We start from the raw sequence: 21,712 nt of genomic DNA, 5'->3' as shown, positions 1-21,712 counted from the left end.
TACTTTCTAATTAATCAATATATAACATGGCTGTGCGGTTTTCCGATCGGAAATAGCGCTTGCCAGAAAAAGCAGTGGCTTCTTGCAGTAAATCCTCTTGGCTGTAGCCTTTGAGACGCTTACGACCATCAGCCAAGCTTTCCAAATCAGTCAAAGCTGTTAGATTCTCCATGCTAACAATTTCCTCGTCCTCGACAGACTTCATGTAAATCTTACCAGACTCTTCAAAGACCAGTTGATGGGGGAAAATTTGCGCAATCTCAAAGAGTAAGTCATCCGAGATCTTCTCCTTATTTTCAGAGAAAATTCGACCCAGTCCCTCACTTTCATAACAAAAACCAAAGGATTTACCAGATAGATTAAGGCGAATAAAAGGTTTGTTTTCGAGAGTGAAACTAGGTTCAGTATTGTAAAGATTCAGTTCCTGACTGAGTTCCGCAAAATAATCCGTCGCAGCCTCAGGACCCTTTTTCTGGTAGAGTTCTGCAAAGTAAGCATTGACCACGCTAGGCGGAGGAGTGATCAGTGCCAACTGCTCTTGCTCTGTTTTACCAGCTAGAAGTTGATCCAGATAGACCTTGTCCAGACTTGTATAGCCCCCATATTTTAGAGCCAACGTTTTAATATCAGTCATAAAATTCTTCTAACCTCCATTTATTTTTCTCAGAAATGTAGCCTCTAATCACTTCGCCGTCCTCCTGATAATCGCGTTCTTCCAGAATCGCAACACTTTCTAAATCATGAATCTTGTAGGACTTTGAAAAAGGCACGCGCAGGGTAAAAGATTCAAAAATATCCTTGATTTTCTCTAAAAATAGTGCCTGCAAATTCTCACGACTATCCTCAGACTTGGCAGAAATGAGGGCATAAGGCGTTTGGGTCGGCGTAAAATCCTTCACCAAATCCGCTTTATTATACAGGGTCAGGCGAGGAATATCTTCCATGTCCAAGTCTTTCATGATGGACAGAACTGTTTTTTCATGCTCCTCATGGTAAGGATTGCTGGCATCGATAACATGAACCAGAAGGTCTACATGCTTGCTTTCTTCCAAGGTTGACTTGAAACTGGACACCAACTCCGTCGGCAAATCTTGGATAAAGCCCACGGTATCTGTCAAAGTTACTTGGAGATTGCCTCCCAGATGGATACTCTTAGTCGTCGCATCCAGAGTAGCAAAGAGCTCGTCCGCTTCATACTGGGTCTTACTGGTCAAGGTGTTCATGATAGTTGACTTTCCAGCATTGGTGTAACCAATCAAACCAATCTTAAAGGTGCTGGACTCCAAACGTTTTTCTCTGACAGTCGCCCGATTTTTCTCAACCACCTTGAGCTGGCGCTCTATATCCGTGATTTGGTTGCGAACACTACGACGGTTCAACTCCAACTGGCTTTCACCAGGTCCACGGGAACCAATTCCCCCTGCCTGACGGCTGAGCATAATCCCCTGACCAACCAAGCGAGGCAGGAGATATTTGAGCTGGGCTAGGTGGACTTGGAGCTTCCCTTCATGGCTCCGAGCTCGCATGGCAAAGATATCCAAAATCAACTGCATACGGTCAATGACCTTAACACCCAGAACTTCCTCTAGATTGACATTTTGCCTTGGCGTCAGACGGTTGTTGACGATGACAGTGGTGATTTCTTCTGCATCCACCATAAGCGCAATCTCTTCCAACTTACCAGAGCCGACGAAGGTCTTGGAGTCATACTTTTCCCGTTTTTGTCTGTAGCTATCAACGACGACTGCCCCAGCTGTCTTAGCCAGACTGGCCAACTCTTCCATGGAGAGGTCAAAATTGTCCATGCCCTGTAATTCCACACCAATCAGCAGAACTCGCTCCTCTTTTTTCTCCGTATCAATCATCTAAAAACTCCTCTATCTGGCTAAAAATACGGTCTTGCACACCAGATTCTCCGATTTGATAAAAGGTGACCTGCATGCGATTACGGAACCAGGTCAACTGACGCTTGGCAAAACGACGGGTCGCCTGTTTAAGACTATCGCTAGCCTCCTCCAAAGTCTGCTCTCCACGGAAATAAGGAAAGAGTTCCTTATAGCCAATGCCTTTGGCAGCCTGCACATCCGGGTGATGGTCAAAAAGCCACTTGGACTCATCCAAAAGTCCAGCCTCAAACATCAGATCCACTCGGTGGTTGATACGTTCATAAAGCTGACTACGCTCATCATCCAAGCAGATAATCAGCGGTTCATACAAGGTCTCTTGATTTTCCAAATCCTGACCAAAATGGGCTATTTCCAAGGCACGCATAGCACGACGACGATTAAACTGAGAAATCTCAAGGCCTGCTTGCTCCACCAAATGGGCTAATTCCTCATCTGAATATGGCTCCAAACTAGCTCGATAAGCTAAAATCTCCTCATGAGGAGTCTCCCCACCCAGGTGGTAGCCTTCAAGCAAGCTCTGGATATAAAGCCCAGTTCCACCAGCGATAATGGCTAGCTTACCACGGCTGTGAATATCCTCAATAGCCATCTTAGCTTCTGAAACAAAATCAAAAGCCGAGTAAGACTCGGTTACCTCTCTAACATCGATTAAATGATGGGGAACAGCTGCCTGCTCTTCTGGACTAGCCTTAGCCGTCCCAATATCAAGTCCTCGATAGACTTGCTGGCTATCTCCACTAACCACTTCGCCATTAAAACGCTTGGCCACTTCAATGGCAAGGGCTGTTTTTCCAACAGCAGTCGGTCCAACAATCACAATTATTTTTGTTTTCATCTTTTTTCCTTGAAAAATTCCCATTTTTTCGTTACTATTATTATAACACAAAAAGGTCAGTCAGAAAAATGTGACCTCTTGAGGAGGCTGGCTGATTGAGAATATAAAGGAGGAAGACTCATGGCTAAAGGATTCGCTAAAGGTCTTGTAACAGGTGTCGCAGGAACTGTCGCTGCACTTGCAGGTGCAGTATACGCATTTAAAAAGAAAGTGATTGAACCAGAAGAGCAAAAAGCAGCTTTCATCGAAGAAAACCGTAAAAAAGCAGCTCGCCGCCGCGTATCACGTTAAAAAACAAAAGAAGTTGGGATTCATTGTCTTAACTTCTTTTTTCTATTCTTTTATATAGCTAGGTCAAACTTCAACTGTGGCTTAACAGGGTCATAATCCACCAACTCAAAATCTTCTGCTTTGATATCAAAGAAATTAGTCCCATCAGGAACATTTAAAACCAAGCGAGGTTGGCAGTCAGACGGCTCACGACGAAGCAATTCCTGAGCTTTTTCAAATTGATTATCATAGATATGGAGGTTGTTGATAAAGTAGAAGAACTTCCCAACCTTCCAGCCAAAATGTTTGGCAATCATCATCTGCAAAGCCACATACTGCATAGCGTTGATATGGTGGGCCACCAACATATCATTCGAACGCTGAGTCAAGGTTGCATCCAGATAGATTTCTCCATCTACACGGCGGACATCAAACATGGTCTGAAAGGCGCATGGGAGTAGCCCATCTGTCTCCTCAAAAGCTTGATAATCCCAGAGAGAGATAATATTGCGGCGGTTCCAAGGGTTAGCTTCCAACTGTTTGAGAAGCTTATTGATGATGTCGTGTTTCTTAACGACCGCCCCGTAACGCTCACCAATAGTTCCCGTATCTCCCACTTCCCAGTCATTCCAGTAGTGAACATTGTACTTGTCATTAAGCACTTCTAAGCTATTTGACTGGTCTTGGTAGATCCAGAGCACTTCCTTGATGGCGGATTTGATGGCAATGGGACGCAAGGTTGTGATGGGGAATTCCCCCTTGGCCAAGTCATACTCAGCAAAGGCACCCGTTACATACTTGGAGTTGGCAACTGTCCCATCCTTATACTTAGGACGTGCTTGCTCTGAAAAGACACCGTCTTTGAGGATTCGTTCAATATTCTCTTTAAAAATCGTATCTGCTTTTGTCATTTACTCTCACCTCATTTATTTCCTAACTAGTATAGCATAAAAAAGAAAAGAGGAACATTACTAACTCTAGGTTCGCATTTTTCCTCTTTTATTATTTTATTGCAATACAAGTGATGCTGCTCCGATAACCCCAGCGTCATTTCCTAGAGTTGCAAGAGCCAATTTTGTTGATGTGCGTACTTGTGGGAAAGTATTTTCATCGTAGACTTTTTGAACACCTTGTAGAAGGAATTCTCCCGCAGCTGATACACCACCACCGATAACGATTGTTGATGGGTTTAGGATTGAACCAATGTTAGCACAAGCGATTCCCAAGTAACGTGAGAAATTACGGTAAACGATCAAAGCAAGGTCGTCTCCTTCTTTTGCCAAATCAAAGACAGTCTTAGCAGTTACTTCTTCTCCGTTATCGATCAAGCGTTTCAAGGCTGCATCGCCTTCGTATTCATCGGCATAGCGACGAGTCAAGTTGACAATCCCTGTTGCTGAAGCAACTGTCTCAAGGCAACCTTTCTTACCGCAAGTACATGCGATTGGTTGGTCAAAGTCAACAGTGATGTGGCCAAGCTCACCTGCTGCACCAGCAACACCGTGAAGCAATTTTCCTTCTGCGACGATACCGCCACCAACACCAGTACCGAGTGTCATAAAGACAACATCTGGTTGGTTATCACCAGCCCCCATCCAGCGCTCACCAAGAGCTGCCACGTTGGCATCATTATCGATGAAAAATGGAATGCCCAAGGCTTTTTCAATCTTTTCTTTGATTGGTTGAAGGGTTTTCCAGTTGAGGTTGTAGGCACCAATAACAGTTCCTTTTTCACGGTCAACCACACCTGGTGACCCCATTCCAATACCTTGGAAGTCCGCTGCTACCAATCCAAGCAAGTCCAAACGGTGTTGAATAGACTCAATCATATCATCTACGATATGACTTCCCTCATCCAAAATATTAGTCTTGATAGACCATTTTTCTTGGATTTCTCCTGCTGTTGTTAAGATTGCAAATTTGATAGAAGTTCCACCAAGGTCAATCCCAATAATCTTTTGACTCATCATATTCTCCTTTTTCATTATGAATTAATTGAAAATGCTTACAGTACTAGTATAACAAAATTCAGTCATTTATGCAAAGGTTTGCATTCAGCTAATATAGATTTTTAATCTAGATAATCTCCACCATCAAAGCCATAATATTCCTCTAGTGTCAAACCACTTGCTGCAATGTCTTTGGCTTCTTTCCCAATATAGCGCAAATGCCATTCCTCATGCATATAACCAGTTATACTTTCCTTACCACGAGGATATCGAACAACAAAACCATAGTCTGGCGCATGTTCTAATAACCATTGAGCAGCACTTGAATCTTCAACCAATTGACCATCTGTGCCAATCACATCAAAAGCAAGTCCTGTCTGATGTTCACTATATCCAGGACGGGCGGAATAACGATCCGCAGCAGCCTGTCCCTCTTGGTTCACATAACTTTGATACAATTGTGCTTGGGTTGCATAACTTCTAAATCCACTATAATTATCGCTAATAGCGTAGCCTTCTTCCTTCATCTGTGCAATCAGTTTTAAAAAGGCTGCTTTTGCAGTAGCATTTTCACCTGGATAGTAATCTTTAGACATAGGATAGTGTTTATTAGCAACTACAATTTCATCATACTTCCCTTGAAGGCTATAATAGGACCCTTTATTGCTTACTTTTGAATTAGCTTTCCACAAACCAGTGGTATCTACATAATAACGTCCACCATCAACCCATTCATTGACAGCCATTTTACCATCTGATTTCAAATAGTAATTCCCTTGCCACGTGCTGTAAGCATAAGATCCATCTGATTTTAGATAATACCAAGCTTGGTAAGTAGCATCATAAACCCATTCACCTTTGGCCATCTTACCATCTGATTTCAAATAGTAATTTCCTTGCCATGTACTATAAGCATACGAACCATCTGATTTCAAGTAATACCAAGCTTGATAGGATGAATCATAAATCCATTCGCTCTGGGCCATTTTCCCGTCTGCTTTCAGATAATAGCTTCCCTGCCAAGCATTTTTCACTGGATTTCCATTTCCATCAAAGTAGTACCATGCACCATCCTGCTTAACCCAGCCACTTGTTGTTGCTGAACTTGTATCAGTTTGAGCCTCAGTTGCTTGTTTTGCTTTAAAGGCGCCCTTAGGGGCATTTTTCAATTCACAAGCCACACCATCATGATCGCGGTCTAACTTGGCAGAATAACCAGGGCCTCCCTCATGAAGATCTGAATAGCCATTAGCCCAAGCTTCCTTACAGCTAGAAAAATGAATGTTTTCTTCTGCTAAAACTGGTTGTGAAAACAAGGCTAAAACTGACAACGTCGCCAAACTCATTTTAAAAAATAGACGTTTGTTCATCACTTTCTCCTATAGGAATGTTATCGATTTCAATATTATTTTATCAAACTTATTTCAGCAATTCAAGGAAACTTCTGGTCTTTTCTACAAACTCCTTTGGTTTTTCCTTATTCAAGACATGAGGGCCGTCTGGGATAATCTGAAATTGGGATTTTGATATTAGTTTATGAAGACTTCTCATAGAACTAAGATTCGGTTTATCTTTGCTGCCACAAATTAGTAAGGTTGGACAGGGGCAAATCCCTGCTATATCCGTTAAATCAAGTGTCTTCAATTCCTCAGAAACTCCGACCATAAGAGTCTTATCTGCTCCCTGTTTTTCAAATACCCTTTTAGGAAGTAGTTTAAAAATCAGCAACTGAACATAAAATAGGATATTCCCTGCTAATTTAAGCGGGCATCCTGATAGAACCAAAGCTCGAAGATTTGGTAAATCGTAACTGGAAAGTTCTAGTGCCAGGGCAGCACCTAAGGACAATCCAACCAAAACAAAAGGTTCTGTCTCTTGAGCTAGGTGTTGATAAACTCGCTCCTTGGCTTTTTGATAGCTGCTAACTCCAGAAGGAAATAACTCGATAGCCTCAGAAGGATAATCTGTCAGTAGATTCCGAACTTCTTTCCAACTCTCTGCTGACTGCCCTAACCCGTGTAAAAATACCAGTTTCATCTAGTTCTCCTCTAGGCTTAACTCATACAAGCCCCTCACTGCATTACAGCCGTAAATAGCTTCTGCTTGGACTAAGTCTTTTAAGGTCAAAACTTTCTCTTCTACCTCTCCTGTTTCTAGTAAATACTGGCGATAAATTCCTGGTAAGATTCCCAGTCGGATAGGCGGTGTGTAGAGTTTCCCATTAATTTTTAAGACCAGATTTCCAATAGAGGTTTCAAGAAGTTCTCCAGACTTATTGTGGTAAATGATCTCTTGTTCCCCTAAGCTCAAATGCGGTCTGTGAGTTGTCTTAAAGTAGGTAAATGCTTGCTGCAAATTAGCTTCTTGTAGACAAAGTTTGGCCTGGCAGAAATGTGGACTAAGAGGTGTTAAGATTTGTCGACTAAGTTCTATCTCTCCAGATTTGCTAATGCTGATTCGCAAGCGGTAATCTTGATTAACATCACAAGTCTGACACTCTGCTTCAATCTTTTGTCTCAAAATTTCTGGGTCAAAAGGATAAGCAAAATATCGACTAGCTTTTCTCAGTCTTTCCAAATGTTGATCTTCAAACAGCAAGCTCTTCTGACTGATTTTTCCAGTTGTAATTATTTGGAAACGAGCTTGTTTACGATAAAGAACTGCCGCCTTTTGATGAACCTCGCGGTATTCAGATTCCCAAGTGCTATCCCATGTAATTCCTCCGCCAACTCCATAGATGGCTTTCCCTTGATGCAGTTGAATGGTCCGAATGGCGACATTGAAAATCCGTCGCCCATTTGGAAGCAAGAGACCAATCGTTCCACAGTAGACTCCGCGCGGTTGTGGCTCCAAGTCCTTAATGATTTCCATAGTCGCAATTTTTGGAGCGCCCGTTATGGAACCACAAGGAAAGAGTGAGCGGAAGATTTCAACAAGGTCAACATCCTCTCGCAACTGACTCTTGATAGTCGAAGTCATCTGCCAAACAGTTGAATACTGCTCCACTTGACACAGACGCTCCACATGCTCACTGCCCACTTCAGAAATACGGTTCATATCGTTGCGCAAGAGGTCCACAATCATCATGTTTTCAGAGCGATTTTTGGGGTCCTGTTCCAACCAACTGGCCTGCTCCAAGTCTTCTTGGTCAGTCATGCCACGCTGAGTCGTTCCCTTCATTGGTCGCGTTGTCAACTCACGGCCATTTTGTTCAAAAAAGAGCTCTGGACTCATGGAAATCACTGCCATCTCGTCATGTTCCACATAGGCATTATAGCCAGCTTCCTGCTCTACCACCATACGATTGTAGATGACAAAAGGATTGGCACTTAAGTCCTGCTTGAGTTGGACGGTGTAGTTAACCTGATAGGTGTCTCCCTGCCGTAAATGATGATGTATCTGTGCAATCGCCTTTTCATATTCTGCTTCAGACGTCACTTCCTGCCAATTTGAAGGCAAATCAACCTCATCATAAGTCAGGGGAATAGGGGAGGTCTCCACCTTATCGTGAACAGTAAAGTAAAGCAAATACTCGTCCAGTAAAGGTGCCTTGTGAACTGCTAATTTCTCCTCAAAAGCAGGTGCAGCCTCGTAGCTGACATAGCCCACCACATAATAGCCTTGCTCTTGGAAACTTTCCACTTGTGCCAGCAAGGCTGTTACTTCTGCTACATTTCTCGCTTTTAACTCTTTGATCGGCTGGGTAAAGGTGTATCTCTTCCCCAAAGCCCTAAAATCAATCACTGTTTTTCTATGCATACCTTAAGTATAGCATAAAATAAGAAAACCCTCATCCGCAAAGCAGATGAGAGATTTCGATTATTTAAAGATTGAAGTTTTAAAGCTATTTGTTTGTTGAAGAAGTTTCTTGAAGATTTTCTCTTTAAGTGATACGGTATTATCAAATTTAACTGAGCCATTTTTAAGAGTAGCTTTATCTTTATCAACAGCTGCAGCAAATGCATTCTTCAAGTCATCGTAACTACTGTATGTCGTACCGTCGATTGTAACAGGGTTAAATCCTGCTTTCGCTTTATCAACAACTTCTTTGAAGTATGCTTTCTTCCAATCTTCTAGAGTATTAAATTTACCATCAGAAACTTTCTTAATGATAAAGTCATCACCTAGAGTAGCATGACCAGCTTGTTTAGACTCATTTTTCAGCATGTTAGAAGCGTAGTTTAAAAAGCCTTTTTCATATCCAAAGTAACCCCACATACGGAAGGTGTTATGTTTGAATGACATAGAGCCTGGAGCTCCTTCACTTGTATTACCACCATAGATACCAGCAGTGATAGGCACCGTTACATAGGCAGAGCCAAATCCAGTTGGGTCATAAGTACCATTACCAGGACCGTGTTTGGTCATGAAGTTCTTATCTACTAGGTCGTTAACAGAAGTTAAGTTATATTCTTTTTCTTCTGCATTCAAATCACGAACCTCATCGTATTGGTTCTTCGTATTAGCGTTACGTAATTTCTTAGCAACTTTCTTGAACCAAGCGTTGTTTAGTTCTTTGCTGCCTTTATCAAGAACGGCTTCTCCTTCAAGATAATCAAGAAGCATTAGAGTATCGTTGAAACCTTTCATGTAATGATCGATTTCAGCGCGAGATGTAAGGTCATTTGGATTTGTGTTATACCATTGATTTCCGTCATTTGGACGTTCGTAGGCCATGTTCAATCCTAGTGCTTTAAAGTCACCATTTGGACTTGTTTCAGCAGGTGATTGCAACATACCTTGTGCGAATGCTTCTAGGTCAGTACCTTCACGGTGTCTTGAACCACCTAAGTAAACCATACGGTCGTTTACGTGAGTCGTTTCGTGAGTAAATGCAGAGATACCGAAGTCACTAATCATATTGGTAACCATGAAGAAGACTGAATCATCTTTATAAGGATTACCATAGATACGAGCTACAGCTCCCATACGCCAGTCAGTAGCATGGTAACGACCTGTTGGTCCGTACAATTCACGGATAGGCGCTACATCCTTACCACTAGCAGTATGTCCGTATTTATCTGTGCTGATTCCTTTATAATTTTGGTTATCTAACACAGGAGTTGGAACCATGTTATTGCTCTTAAGCAGTTGATTACGAACTTTATCTAATGATAGACGAGACCAGAAGTCTAGGTAATTTTGTTGACCTTTAGCGACTTTATTGATTTCAGCTTTGAATGCTTCGCGTTCTTCCGCAGTATTCTTACCGTATTTTTCAAATGAACTGTAAGCCATAGTGTTATATGTTGAGATTAAGAACATATGTGCATCTTTTAAATTCAGAAGTGGCAGAATCATTTTACCGTGAACATCATTATTCAATCCTTCGTATGCTCTGTGTTTCTTATCAGCAAATTCAGGAGTTGTTGTCTTCGGTTCAACGACATATACATTATCTTTAGTTGCTTTTATGAACCAATCGTTTAAGTCTGTATCACTTGTGAATAGACGCATATTATAGTCTAAGAAACTGTTTAACTCGCCTATACCGATAACTCCACCGATCGTTTCGCGATAAGCTTCTAAAGTTCTATCACCTTTAATGTTACTTTCTTTAGAACCAACTTTAATCAAGAAGTCTAACACACTAACATTCTTACCGTAGAAGTCAGGTTTGAATAGCATTAATTCTTTAATATTAAAGTCATCGAATTTAACACCGTAGTAACGATTGAGGTAAGATAATCCAAGAAGAACTGCAGCCTTATTGTCATCAATTTTCTTAATCAAGGCACGTTTGGCTGCTTCATCAGTGTTAAGCTGGTGATCTTCATTTTGAACTAACTTAGTAACGAATTTGTTAAGGTTATCTTTAACATACTTGAAGCTTTCTTCTAGGTACAAGTCCTTAATTGCATTGACTTTGTTGCCACCAGTTCTACCCAAGTGTTGGTAAATCGGATCAGATTGTAATTCTACTGAACTCAATTTACTTTCGATAGCACTGATTAAGTCAGCACGATCTTTAACAACCATGTTTGGTGTGTACACAACTTCACCAAGCTCAGCAACACTATACTCTTTTACTTGCTTAACTTGAGAGTCCTTAGGAGAAATCGTAAAGATATCTTTTGTCTTATCCGCGTAGTGAACCATAATATGGTCGGCATCTGTAAGGTCTGTGACAAAGTCATTGCCTTTCATTGCAGTTACAGACAATACTTCTTTAGTCATTAGTGGACTATCAGCAGCTAATTTATTTCCTTGATTTACAATCCATTCTTTGTTGTAGAACGGTTGAAGTTTTTCAACATTACGATAAGCAAGTTCACGAGAAGCATCATAGTCATCAATATTTTTGTATTGATCAGCTTTACTTACAATATTGTTCAGTTTGTCTTCAATAGGAAGTGTGCTTTCGAATTTATCAGCAGTGATTCCCATTTTAGCAATTAATTCATCAGCTTTTTCTTTAGTTATGCTAGGAATTTTTTTAGAATTTTTATAAGTTGTTTTACCTTCACTTACACCCTCAACACTGTGGTTGCGCTTCGTTCTAGAGTATGTAAAGTAATCATCAGCATCAATATCAGAGTGACCAAAGACCATTTCACCAGTCTTAACTTTCATCATAGTGATGTTGTCTTCTATAGCCCCTAGTGCCCAGTTAGTCCCTAATAGTCCACCAGACATAACGGCTTCTTTCAGTTCGATAGATCCTTTTGCTACAGAGTTTCGAAGAGTACCTTCTTTACCTAAAGTATTGTTGTTACCACCGTTTTGAGATGAATATACAATTCCGGCAGCCTTAGCTTTGTTACCTGTGATTTCAGCATCAACATAAGCTTTTTCTACAATACCTTTCCAGTTTTCACCGACGATACCTGTTAAGTAACCACCTCGATTTCCAGCAGCGTGTACTTTACCGATAAATGCAACGTTACTTAATTTTCCACTACCATCAATTTTATTGATAACACCAGATACATCATTATTACCAACAACGTTACCTGTTACTTTAATATTCTCTACAGTCGCATTATTTTTGATTACATTCGCTAGTGGTGCAATCCTATCAGTCCCTGACATGTCGATATTTACATTTTCAAGTAGTAAATCTTTAACAGTACCACCGACAATATCACCGAATAAAGGTCTGTTCATATTGCTAATGGTAAATTTATTACCGTCAGTGCTTGTTAATGTTCCTTTGAAAGCATTAGTAACATAAGATTTTCCTGCTGGTTTAACGTTAGCAGCATTGATATTGCTACCAAGCTTAAATGTGCCAGTCGGGTCTTTTTGCATAGCTTTTACAAGGTCGTCAAAGCTATAATATACATCACCTTCGTGTGTTTTTTGTTTTTCAAAGTAATGAACATACTCTTCGCTAAGTGTGTTATCAGCATTACGTTGAACTAAGTCTGGTGCTTTGGCAGTAACTTTATATAAAGTTTTTCCGTCTTTTTCTACTTCTTCAATCTTGTCAACAGCAAGTCGTGTAACCTTGTTGTCGTGAGTGGTCACTCGTAAATAAAGCGGAGCAACATCAGCTGGTTTTGCTGTCAGCAAACTAGTGTCTGTTTCGTTACCATCAGCGTCCACACTCATCAAGCTTGTTTCTTTGATGTTTTTGATTTCAACTTTTTTGAGGTCTAACTGAATTTCTTTATCTTCTAATGTTTCAGTTTCTTCGCCTTCTCCACGATCATAAACCATTGTAGTAGATAGGGTGTAACCTTGATAATATTTCAATTTGTCTAAAGTAGCGTTTAAATTATTTTCAGCTACCGTTACTTCTTTAACAAGTTGTCCATCTTTATCTTTTAATGCTAATTTGATGGATTTGATTTCTACTCCAGCTGGTTTATTCAATGTATAAGTAGCTGTAGCACTCTTCTTCAAGACATCTTTTTCTGTTTTAGCCCATTCTAAGATTGGTTTTTCTAAACCTTTTGTACCTTTTTTGATAATCTCATCTTGAGGTGCTTGGAGAACTGTTTCTTCTACTATTGGAGCTTCGTTTGTTTTTTCTCCACGAATTGTTTTATAAGTTTCAGTAATTTGTTTCTTACCCTCTACACCTTTTTGAGCTATTTGTCTTGTTCCGCGTTTTAAAGTGTCATCTTCTTGTTCTTTTGTTTCAAAAGGAATGACTTCTTCTCTTGTTTCAACTGTTGTTCCTTCAAGTGGTTTCGTTCCTTTTTTAACGACTTTAGAAACGGCAGGCGTTTTCACTTCTGTAGTTGTAGAAAGAACTTTATCTGTCTCTACACCTTCCACTGTTTCGTAAGTTGTTTTCGTAACTTGAACTCCTTTAGACCCTTGACGTTCAACAACTTCTTCATCTACATATTTTGTGTCATCCGGAACTACTTCTGTTGTGAAATCTAATTCACTCTCGGTAGACTTCTCAACTGTACCTGTTGTTACTTTATATTCTGGGTTTACTTCTTGTACTGGTGCTTGACCTTCTTGACCAGGTTCTTGAGTTCCCTTTGTTGAAACTGGTTCTTTATATTCAGGAAGTTCTGGCTGGGTTAAGGCTTGACCTTGCTGCTCCCCTTCTTTCACTTCTTGAACACCTTTTGCTTCATGATATTCTGGATTTTCTGGTTGGGTTAAGGCTTGACCTTCCTTACCTTCCTCTTGTGTACCTTTTTCTGTAATTACTAATTCAGGCAACTCATTAACAGGAGATAACATCATATGTTCAGGATCTTGTGACCCTTTTGTCGAAATAACTCCTGTATATTCTTCCTCCGGTTGCGTTAAAGCTTGGCCAGTTTTACCTTCCTCTTGCGTCCCTTTAGCTACTTGGTGACTTTGTTCAGCTTGTGGTACTGGAGTTGGGGCAGGTTGCACCTCTTTCTTAGTTCCGACTGCAATGACTTGCGACACAGGATTATGAACCACTTGGTCTTCAATGACTTCTCTAACTTCTTGACCATTGACCATCGATACTTTAGTTACAAGACGACGCTGACCATTTACTCCGGCTGTGACAATACGAGTCTGTCCTTCTGCTAAATTAGCATCTGGGCTTGTGACCGTTTCAAAAGGAATCTCAACCAAGCTCTCTTCCTGTCTAACCTGAGGCTTCTCAGAAACTGGTTTTGCTTCAACCGCAGGAGCAACTGGATTCTCTACTACAGGTTTTTCGATGACAGTTTCTGGAGTGACAGCAGGTCTTTCTTGAACTACTTCTATTTTCTCATTTTCTTTTGAACTTTGCTTTTCTACTGGCAACTGAGGTTGTTCAGCTAAAGCTGGTCTTGATGGATGGAGTTCTGCTTCCTTGAAGTAGCCAATGTATTCATAGCCATCAATGTGGATAATCCCTTCAGCTAAGCCTTCATGTGTAGAAGCTGAAATAGTTTGGTTATAAGAAAGCAATTCTTTATTTTCAAACGCAAATGTCCCATAAGGTACAAAAGTGCTTGCTCCTAAAGAACCAATCAAGAGAACACCTAGGACTTCTCTACGACCTTTTTTGGACACCAAAAAGACTGCTAGAGAAGCAGTTGCCAAGCCAAGACCTGCTAGAGCTAGCTCCTTACTTCCTGTGTATGGAAGTTGTTGACTGTTAGTTGCCTTCTTACGATAAACTACATAGAGAATATCATCATCTTGAAATTCTGTAGGAACCTCATGGTGAATCAGGGCTTTTTCAGACTCGGTCAATTCCTGCTCCGCCAAATAACGGTAATGAACACTATGAGCACTGCCAACTTCATTGGCTTGAACCTTATCTACTGAAAGGGTACTAGCACCAAAAAGGAAGGCCCCGATGGCTACAGGACCTACCCCAACAGTTAGCTTACGAATCGAATATTTTGTGATTTTTTCTAGTTGTTGTTTTGTTTTTCTCATTCTCACGACTTTCTGATAGAATCTTGTGGATAATGCGCACGCGCACCTCCGATTAATTTTGGACGACTAGCCAGCGCCGTTACGTGGGCATGACCAATCTCTCTCAAAAGAGGGCGAATCGGAACCTGAACATGCTTGACATGCATACCAATTGCAGTGTCTCCGATATCCAATCCAGCATGAGCCCTGATAAATTCAACCTCAACTGGATCTTTCATAAACTTAAAGGCTGCCAACTGACCTGAACCTCCTGCATGAAGGGTAGGAAGGACACTGACCATTTCCAGACCCAACTGCTCTGCAACCTGACGTTCAACAACGAGAGCCCGATTGACATGTTCACAGCCTTGAACAGCTAGATGAATTCCTTTTTCTTCTAGGATATCTAGGATGGTTTTCACAATGATTTCGCCAATTTCTTGGCTGGATTCCTTGCCAATCTGACCACCTATCACTTCACTAGAAGAAAGGCCCAAAACAAAGATGGATCCCTGCTTCAAATTGGCCTTTTCCAATACATCTTCTACAATTTGGCTTGTTTCTCTTTGAATGTCTTTTTCCTTCATACTCGATACCTCTTTTATCATTATCTATCATATCGTTTTTTCTACTTTTTAGCAAGATAGACAACCTGAAAATCTTACTCCAACCTGCATAAAACTCCCAGAATTGACTGGGAGTTAGTTAGTTTCTATTCTATTTATGTATATTTCAACTGTCGTACCCTTTAAAGGGGCAGAATCGATCTTCATCTGGTAATCTTCTCCAAAATGAAGTTTGAGACGTTGGTCAACATTTTGCAGACCAACTCCCCCACGTTTGAGCTGACTTTGACTACTATCTCCAGCAACTTGGAAGCCAACGCCATCATCCTCAATGCGGATGACTAGTCCTGAATCCTGTTTCTGGACAGAAACTCTAATATGGCCCTGACCTTCCTTCTCCTTGATGCCGTGGTAAAGAGCATTTTCTACCAGAGGTTGTAGCACCAGTTTAGGCAAGACCAGGTTATCAAAGGCAGGATTTTCATCAATTTCATATTCCAGCTTATCTCCGTAGCGTTGTTTTTGGATAAAGAGATACTGACGGACATGGTTGATTTCGTCAGACAAGCAAATCAAATCTTTACCCTGATTGAGCGCTAGGCGGAAATAGGTTGCCAAGGACTTGGTCACTTGCACCACTCGCTGACTATCCTGAAATTCAGCCATCCAGATGATAGTGTCCAAAGTGTTGTAGAGGAAATGCGGATTAATCTGGCTCGACAAGGCTTGAAGTTCATACTGACGGGTCGTTTCTTCCTGCCTGCGTACATCTGACATCAACTGATCAATCTGATCTAACATGGCATTGAACTGGCGAGTCACTTCTCTCAACTCATATGCACCAGTTTCCTTGGCACGCAGATTTTGTGTACCAGAAGCAATTTCCAACATGGTTTCTCTCAAATCCTTCAAAGGAGCAATCCAACGCTTGAGACTGAACCAAACCAAGCAGAGACAGGCAAGAAGAGAGGTGAAACTGGCTCCAAGCAAGGTCCACATGAGTTGACTCCGAACCTGGTCTAACTTCTCCAGCGAAGACACGCCTATAACCGTCCAATCTGTTCCTGCAATCTGTTCCTGACTGACATAGGATTTATGTCCAGGAGTATAGCCCTGACCTGTCTCAATATAGGGTTTCATAGCCTCCATTTCGCTAGATGAACTATAAACTGTGTGTTGAGGATGGTAAACAAATTCATGGTTTTCATTGATGATAAAGGCAAACCCCTGCTGACCCAACTGAAGTTGGTTAAGATAGGCTTCCAAAGTTTCATAGGAAATATCCAAACGAAGCACGCCAAGATTGGCCCCCTTTGCATCAACCAGTTCTTGAGTGACAGAAATGACCCACTGACTATCTGATTTACGAGCTGGTGTTAAAACTGGTTTAGCCCCCTGATGAATGGCCTTTTGGTACCAATCCTCAGCCATCATATCAGAAGAAGTTTTCATCTGCACACTGTCATCTGTAGAAATGACCTGACCGGATTTGGTGACCAGTACCACCGTTTTCAAGTCCTGATCTGCCTTTAAGATGGTTAAAAACAAATCTCGGATTCTCTTGGTTTCGTCTTGACTAGGATTCTCAGCATAGGCTAGGACATCCGTCTGCTGGGTCAAACTGGTCGAGGTGGTTTCTAATTTTTTGATATAAGACTGGATAAAGTGACTAGTTTGGCTGATAGTCGTCTGGCTATTGCCCTCAATAGTAGCCTCAATGGCTGATGAACTAGATTGATAGTAGAAAATCCCAACCAGGGCTAGGAGAATGAGAAAGACCAGAAAGATGGAAATAACCATTCTAACTAAGAGAGAAGAACGCTTCATCGGCCTTCTCCCTTCTTAAACTGACGAGGTGTCACACCTGCAATCTGTTTAAAGCGTTGGGTAAAATAGTTCATATCTTCAAAACCAACCTTCTCTGCGATCTCATAAATCTTCAGATCTGTAGTCAAAAGCAAGAGCTTGGCTTGTTTGACACGTTCTCTCACCAGATAATCCTGAAAAGGCAGGCCCAACTCTTTCTTAATCAAGGAGCTTAGATAAGTCGAACTAAAGCCCAAGTCACTGGCCAAGCTCTTTAAACTAAATTGACTATCAGCCAGATGAGACTGGATTTTCTGGGCCATGTTTCCTTCAAACTTATCAGTTAATAAATCTTGTAACTGCTCTTCTTTCTCTTCCTTATCCAACTTTTGCTTGATTTTCCCCAACATTTCCTCAATATCCTGACGAGAAAAGGGCTTGAGCAAGTAGTCATCCACACCTAGTTTGACAGCAGACAAGGCATAATCAAAATCATCGTAGCCTGTCAAAAAAACTAGATGCACCTGAGGAAAGGTTTCTCGGACCAAACTGGCCAACTGGATGCCATTTAGCTGAGGCATATTGATATCAGTTAGAATGATATCTGGCACATGCTTTTGTATCAATTCCCAAGCCTGTCTTCCATTTTCAGCTTGACCGATGATTTCCATATCGTAGGCTGCTACATTGACCAGCTTGGTCAAGCCTTGTCTTACCAGATATTCATCTTCTACGATTAAGATTCTATAGGTCATGCTTCTCTCCTTTGCCACTTACTAGTATCAGTATAGCAAAATTCTCCTCTAACTGCTTAGGAAAGACCTCTTAATCGACATAATCTAGTAAATAAGCGTAACCTTTTTCTTCCATTTGATCTTTGGGAATAAAGCGGATAGAGAGACTATTAATACAGTAGCGCAAGCCACCCTTGTCCTGTGGTCCATCCGTAAAGACATGGCCAAGGTGAGAATCTCCAACTCGGCTTCGCACTTCCATTCGCGTCATATTGTAAGACTTATCTTCCTTGTAGGTGGCAACATCTGGACTGATGGGTTGGGTAAAACTAGGCCAGCCACAACCAGACTCAAACTTATCCTTTGATGAAAAGAGAGGTTCACCAGTTGCTACATCCACATAGATACCAGATTCAAATTTATCCCAGTAACGGTTTGAGAAAGCTCGTTCTGTTTGATTTTTCTGGGTAACTGCATACTCCTCAGGTGACAAGGTCTTTTTCAATTCCTCATCACTTGGTTTGGGATATTTGCTGGCATCAATGACGGGATAGGCTGCCTGATTGACATTGATATGGCAGTAGCCATTTGGATTTTTCTTGAGATAGTCTTGGTGGTAATCCTCAGCCACCACAAAATTCTTCAAGGTTTCCTTTTCAACTGCTAAAGGTTGATCGTATTTCTTAGCCACCTCATCAAAGACTTGGTTAATCACCTCTAAATCCTTGTCATCTGTGTAATAAACACCAGTACGGTACTGGGTTCCCACATCATTTCCTTGTTTATTTTTGCTGGTTGGATTGATAATGCGGAAATAATGAAGTAGGATTTCCTTGAGGGAAATTTGATTGGCATCATAAGTAACATGGACGGTTTCCGCATGTCCTGTTTGGTTAATCAACTCGTACTTGGTTGTTTCCCCTCTACCATTTGCATAGCCTGAAACGGCATCTGTCACCCCGGGAACGCGTGAGAAATATTCCTCCACTCCCCAGAAACATCCCCCAGCTAGATAAATTTCGTGCAAGTCTGCGTCTTTACTCACTTCTGTTTTTTTCACTGTTTTTCCTCCTTGGCTAACTGATGCTTTCTCAATTTGCGAGCTATCTGTCTGCCCTGCATTTCGCATCAATAGAAAATAGAAACCGGTTATGGCTAGGAAAAATATTCCTGCCAAGACAAACAATTTTACTTTATCATTCATGACCTTTCTCTACCCCATTTCTTTCAATGTTTTTAAAATCATATCCTTATCCATAAAACCTGGTTGCGTTTTGACCAGCTTGCCTTCCTTGTCTATAAAGGCTTGAGTTGGGTAAGAACGGACACCATAACTTTCCAACAGTTTTCCTGATGAGTCAATTAGAACTGGGAAATTTTTATAATCCAAGCCCTTGTACCAGTTCTTAAAGTCTGCTTCTGCTTGTTCCCCCTTATGTCCAGGAGACACCACTGTCAAGACCACATAGTCGTCTCCAGCATCTTTAGCAATTTCATCCGTGTCAGGAAGACTAGCTAGACAGATGGAACACCAAGAAGCCCAGAATTTGAGATAGACTTTCTTGCCCTTATAATCAGATAAACGGTAAGTCTTGCCATCTACTCCTGTCAGTTCGAAATCAGCAACTATCTGACCCTTGGTGGCAGTTTGTGAACTGACTTGTTCTGTTTTGGTTTGCTCCTTCATAGTAGCTTCGTCTGACATATTTTTAGACGAACAGGCTGCCAAGCAACAGATTGAGCCTACTCCAAGGAGACATGTTTGCCATTTTTTCATTTCTTCTTCCTCTCTATTCAAATAATGTAGTCAAAATGGAAGCATTTCCCAAAAGCACCAAGATTCCCATCACGATAATGAGGAAACCACCCACTTTTTTGAGGGTTCCGAGATAAGGATGGAGTTTTCGGAAATGTTTCAAAACATAGCTGGAGGCTAGAGCTAGAACCAAAAATGGCAGTGCTAAACCCAGCGTATAGATCAACATGAGACCAGCTCCCTGCCAAGCACCTGAATCACCTGAAGCCGCCAAGGCCAAAACAGAGCCAAGAACCGGCCCCACACAAGGCGTCCAAGCAAAACTAAAGGTCAAGCCCAGTAAAAATGCCTGACTATAGCCCTTACCCTTTTGCCCTTGTTTCTTTAATTGTAGCCTTCTTTCCTTGTAGAGTCCCTGAAAATGTAAGACTTCCATCTGATGCAAGCCCAAGAAAATGATAACCGCACCTATCACATACTGAAACCAAGAGGCATACAGCAAATCGCCTAAAAAACCAGCTCCATAGCCCAGTATGATAAAGATAAAGGAAATCCCCGCTATAAAGGTCAGAGTTCGCAATAAACTAACAACTGAAATTGAATATTTTCCACTAGAAGCCTGAGCACCATCTTTGTCATCCAACAAGACCCCTGCATAAACCGGTAACAAGGGTAAAATACAAGGAGAAAAGAAGGAAAGAATTCCAGCAAGAAAAACACTGATAAAAAAGATTATATTATCCATTGCCTTCCTCCATTCTTTGATTTGATAGGACTATTATAGCCCCAAAACTCCAGAAAAAACAGGGACAATGATAGGGAAAAATAGGAATTTAATCAGGCAGCATTGCCAACTTAAGAAACAGCATACTAAAAAGGACTAGATTAGTCACAAATGAGTGATTTTATCTAGTCCTTTTAATTAGTTTTAGAATTCTGAATTTGAAACAATTGAAAACTAATGAGATTTTCTAATTATGCTTCTTCTTCATCATCTTTCTTCTTTTTAGCAAATAGTAAGCCAAATGCTCCAAGAAGAGAGAGAGCTCCTAATGCACCTGTAGCACGATCTGCTTTCGTACCAGTATTTGGCAATACTGCTTGATTTTGAGAATGAACTACCTGATCATCAACTGTTTCTACCTTATCAGCCAATTGACTCGGTACTTCAACTGTTTGACTTGGTTGTTCAGTCGGTTGAGCAGCTGGCACTTCAGCAGGGGTAGCAGTATCTGGTCTACGATTTGTATCGTCAGATGGTGTAGCTGGTCTTTGTTGACCGTCACCTGTTGGTCTAACTGGACTCACTTTTCTGAAGACGTGAGTTACGACATCACCTTCAGTTTCTGTTCTTACAAATACATAACCTTCAATTTCACCATGTTCAAATGCTTCATTGGCTCCACCTAATACCGTTGGAGCTTTCGCATCTGCTGATTTCAATTCGTTACCATTTTCATCAACCCATTTAGTGATGATTAATGCAGGTTTGTCCACTACTGGAGTAGAAATAATATGTCCATTTTCATCTACTCCTGTTGAACCAATAGTTCCAGTGTACTCTGGTATTTCTACACTTGGAGCATTATTTGGAATTTCATGTTTAACTTCACCAAGTTTGTGAACATCATCGATAGCTTTTTCTCCGTCTTTCTGAGCTTTCGCTACCGCATCTGCATTGTTTGCTTCATCAACTTTAGCCTTAGCTGCTTCTGTAGCTTTATCTACTTCTTTCAGTTTCTCAGCTTTTTCTGTTTCTGTTAAGCTTGGATCTTTTCTGATTTCGTCTTTTTCAGCTTCTGCTGCTTCATCTAATGCATCTTTAGCGTTTTGTTTAACTTTATCTAAATCTCCATTGTTGTGAACACGATCAACTGCTTTTTCACCAGCTGTCTTAGCTTTTTCTACTGCATCTGCATCTTTCGCTGCTTCAACTTTGTCTTTAGCCGCTTGTTTAGCTTTTTCTAGTTCTGCTAATTTCGCGTCTTTTTCTGGTTGAGTTAAGCTTCCATCGTTGTTGATTTCTTCTTTTTCTCTTTCAGCTGCTTGATCGATTGCTTGCTTAGCTGCTTCTTTGACTTTATCTAGAGATCC

Annotated in this window: 16 protein-coding genes and 2 pseudogenes; 1 reads left to right on the top strand and 17 read right to left on the bottom strand. The window is 41.1% G+C overall.

Features of this window, described 5'->3' with window-relative positions; genetic code table 11:
- Positions 1–10 precede the first annotated feature (10 nt).
- Genes N8M20_RS04715 through miaA form a run of 3 tightly spaced genes read right to left on the bottom strand, consistent with a single transcriptional unit; the run spans position 11 to position 2,742 of the window.
- A complete protein-coding gene (locus tag N8M20_RS04715) occupies positions 11–634 on the bottom strand; it encodes a cystathionine beta-lyase (RefSeq protein WP_261079264.1) in 624 nt (207 codons plus the stop codon).
- Positions 627–1,865, bottom strand: coding sequence for a GTPase HflX (gene hflX / locus N8M20_RS04710; protein WP_261079263.1), 1,239 nt, complete (start codon positions 1,863–1,865; stop codon positions 627–629). Before hflX ends, N8M20_RS04715 begins: the two co-directional genes overlap by 8 nt.
- Positions 1,858–2,742 (bottom strand): tRNA (adenosine(37)-N6)-dimethylallyltransferase MiaA, encoded by an 885-nt coding sequence (gene miaA / locus N8M20_RS04705; RefSeq protein WP_261079262.1) that lies wholly within the window; start codon positions 2,740–2,742, stop codon positions 1,858–1,860. The genes hflX and miaA overlap by 8 nt, the downstream gene beginning before the upstream one ends.
- Positions 2,743–2,862: 120 nt before the next feature.
- On the opposite strand from miaA, the gene N8M20_RS04700 reads away from it, so the two are divergent.
- Complete coding sequence (locus N8M20_RS04700) at positions 2,863–3,033, top strand: DUF3042 family protein (protein WP_001051777.1); 171 nt, start codon at positions 2,863–2,865, stop codon at positions 3,031–3,033.
- Between the two features lie 50 nt (positions 3,034–3,083).
- On the opposite strand, the gene N8M20_RS04695 is transcribed toward N8M20_RS04700, so the two are convergent.
- The 14 genes and pseudogenes from N8M20_RS04695 to N8M20_RS04635 form a co-directional block, all read right to left on the bottom strand.
- Positions 3,084–3,923 carry a thymidylate synthase gene (locus tag N8M20_RS04695; protein WP_261079261.1) on the bottom strand — a complete coding sequence of 280 codons (840 nt, stop codon included), beginning with the start codon at positions 3,921–3,923 and terminating at the stop codon, positions 3,084–3,086.
- Positions 3,924–4,019: 96 nt separating this feature from the next.
- Complete coding sequence (locus tag N8M20_RS04690; RefSeq protein WP_000078564.1) at positions 4,020–4,979, bottom strand: ROK family glucokinase; 960 nt, start codon at positions 4,977–4,979, stop codon at positions 4,020–4,022.
- A 104-nt stretch (positions 4,980–5,083) separates the two neighbouring features.
- A pseudogene (ldcB, locus tag N8M20_RS10560) lies at positions 5,084–5,632 on the bottom strand (LD-carboxypeptidase LdcB/DacB); the annotation flags it as partial.
- A gap of 12 nt (positions 5,633–5,644) precedes the next feature.
- Positions 5,645–6,331 (bottom strand): annotated as a pseudogene (locus N8M20_RS10555) (excalibur calcium-binding domain-containing protein); the annotation flags it as partial.
- Between the two features lie 49 nt (positions 6,332–6,380).
- Entirely contained in the window at positions 6,381–6,998 is a 618-nt protein-coding gene (locus N8M20_RS04680; RefSeq protein ID WP_261079259.1) for an alpha/beta fold hydrolase, read from the bottom strand.
- Positions 6,999–8,720 (bottom strand): aminodeoxychorismate synthase component I, encoded by a 1,722-nt coding sequence (pabB, locus tag N8M20_RS04675; protein WP_261079257.1) that lies wholly within the window; start codon positions 8,718–8,720, stop codon positions 6,999–7,001.
- 60 nt (positions 8,721–8,780) lie between these two features.
- Complete coding sequence (locus N8M20_RS04670) at positions 8,781–14,777, bottom strand: ZmpA/ZmpB/ZmpC family metallo-endopeptidase (protein WP_261079255.1); 5,997 nt, start codon at positions 14,775–14,777, stop codon at positions 8,781–8,783.
- A gap of 2 nt (positions 14,778–14,779) precedes the next feature.
- Positions 14,780–15,343, bottom strand: coding sequence for a TIGR01440 family protein (locus tag N8M20_RS04665; RefSeq protein ID WP_261079254.1), 564 nt, complete (start codon positions 15,341–15,343; stop codon positions 14,780–14,782).
- 114 nt (positions 15,344–15,457) lie between these two features.
- A complete protein-coding gene (locus N8M20_RS04660) occupies positions 15,458–17,149 on the bottom strand; it encodes a cache domain-containing sensor histidine kinase (RefSeq protein WP_261079253.1) in 1,692 nt (563 codons plus the stop codon).
- Positions 17,146–17,883, bottom strand: coding sequence for a response regulator transcription factor (locus N8M20_RS04655; protein ID WP_261079252.1), 738 nt, complete (start codon positions 17,881–17,883; stop codon positions 17,146–17,148). Before N8M20_RS04655 ends, N8M20_RS04660 begins: the two co-directional genes overlap by 4 nt.
- A 70-nt stretch (positions 17,884–17,953) precedes the next feature.
- Complete coding sequence (gene msrB / locus N8M20_RS04650; protein ID WP_023943209.1) at positions 17,954–19,066, bottom strand: peptide-methionine (R)-S-oxide reductase MsrB; 1,113 nt, start codon at positions 19,064–19,066, stop codon at positions 17,954–17,956.
- A 9-nt stretch (positions 19,067–19,075) separates the two neighbouring features.
- A complete protein-coding gene (locus tag N8M20_RS04645) occupies positions 19,076–19,639 on the bottom strand; it encodes a redoxin family protein (protein ID WP_261079251.1) in 564 nt (187 codons plus the stop codon).
- A gap of 13 nt (positions 19,640–19,652) precedes the next feature.
- Entirely contained in the window at positions 19,653–20,363 is a 711-nt protein-coding gene (gene ccdA2, locus N8M20_RS04640) for a thiol-disulfide oxidoreductase-associated membrane protein CcdA2 (protein WP_261079250.1), read from the bottom strand.
- A 230-nt stretch (positions 20,364–20,593) separates the two neighbouring features.
- The coding region (locus N8M20_RS04635) for a DUF1542 domain-containing protein (RefSeq protein WP_261079249.1) at positions 20,594–21,712 on the bottom strand (1,119 nt) is incomplete at its 5' end.

It is taken from the genome of Streptococcus mitis, from assembly GCF_946190275.1.
Lineage (GTDB): Bacteria > Bacillota > Bacilli > Lactobacillales > Streptococcaceae > Streptococcus > Streptococcus mitis_DC.
Note: the sequence above shows the minus strand (reverse complement) of the source record. Positions and strands in the feature narration are given on the sequence as shown.

Coding starts and splice junctions, on each gene's coding strand:
- N8M20_RS04715 (WP_261079264.1), bottom strand. CDS start 634: ATGACTGATATTAAAACGTTGGCTCTAAAATATGGGGGCTATACAAGT.
- hflX (WP_261079263.1), bottom strand. CDS start 1,865: ATGATTGATACGGAGAAAAAAGAGGAGCGAGTTCTGCTGATTGGTGTG.
- miaA (WP_261079262.1), bottom strand. CDS start 2,742: ATGAAAACAAAAATAATTGTGATTGTTGGACCGACTGCTGTTGGAAAA.
- N8M20_RS04700 (WP_001051777.1), top strand. CDS start 2,863: ATGGCTAAAGGATTCGCTAAAGGTCTTGTAACAGGTGTCGCAGGAACT.
- N8M20_RS04695 (WP_261079261.1), bottom strand. CDS start 3,923: ATGACAAAAGCAGATACGATTTTTAAAGAGAATATTGAACGAATCCTC.
- N8M20_RS04690 (WP_000078564.1), bottom strand. CDS start 4,979: ATGAGTCAAAAGATTATTGGGATTGACCTTGGTGGAACTTCTATCAAA.
- N8M20_RS04680 (WP_261079259.1), bottom strand. CDS start 6,998: ATGAAACTGGTATTTTTACACGGGTTAGGGCAGTCAGCAGAGAGTTGG.
- pabB (WP_261079257.1), bottom strand. CDS start 8,720: ATGCATAGAAAAACAGTGATTGATTTTAGGGCTTTGGGGAAGAGATAC.
- N8M20_RS04670 (WP_261079255.1), bottom strand. CDS start 14,777: ATGAGAAAAACAAAACAACAACTAGAAAAAATCACAAAATATTCGATT.
- N8M20_RS04665 (WP_261079254.1), bottom strand. CDS start 15,343: ATGAAGGAAAAAGACATTCAAAGAGAAACAAGCCAAATTGTAGAAGAT.
- N8M20_RS04660 (WP_261079253.1), bottom strand. CDS start 17,149: ATGAAGCGTTCTTCTCTCTTAGTTAGAATGGTTATTTCCATCTTTCTG.
- N8M20_RS04655 (WP_261079252.1), bottom strand. CDS start 17,883: ATGACCTATAGAATCTTAATCGTAGAAGATGAATATCTGGTAAGACAA.
- msrB (WP_023943209.1), bottom strand. CDS start 19,066: ATGAATGATAAAGTAAAATTGTTTGTCTTGGCAGGAATATTTTTCCTA.
- N8M20_RS04645 (WP_261079251.1), bottom strand. CDS start 19,639: ATGAAAAAATGGCAAACATGTCTCCTTGGAGTAGGCTCAATCTGTTGC.
- ccdA2 (WP_261079250.1), bottom strand. CDS start 20,363: ATGGATAATATAATCTTTTTTATCAGTGTTTTTCTTGCTGGAATTCTT.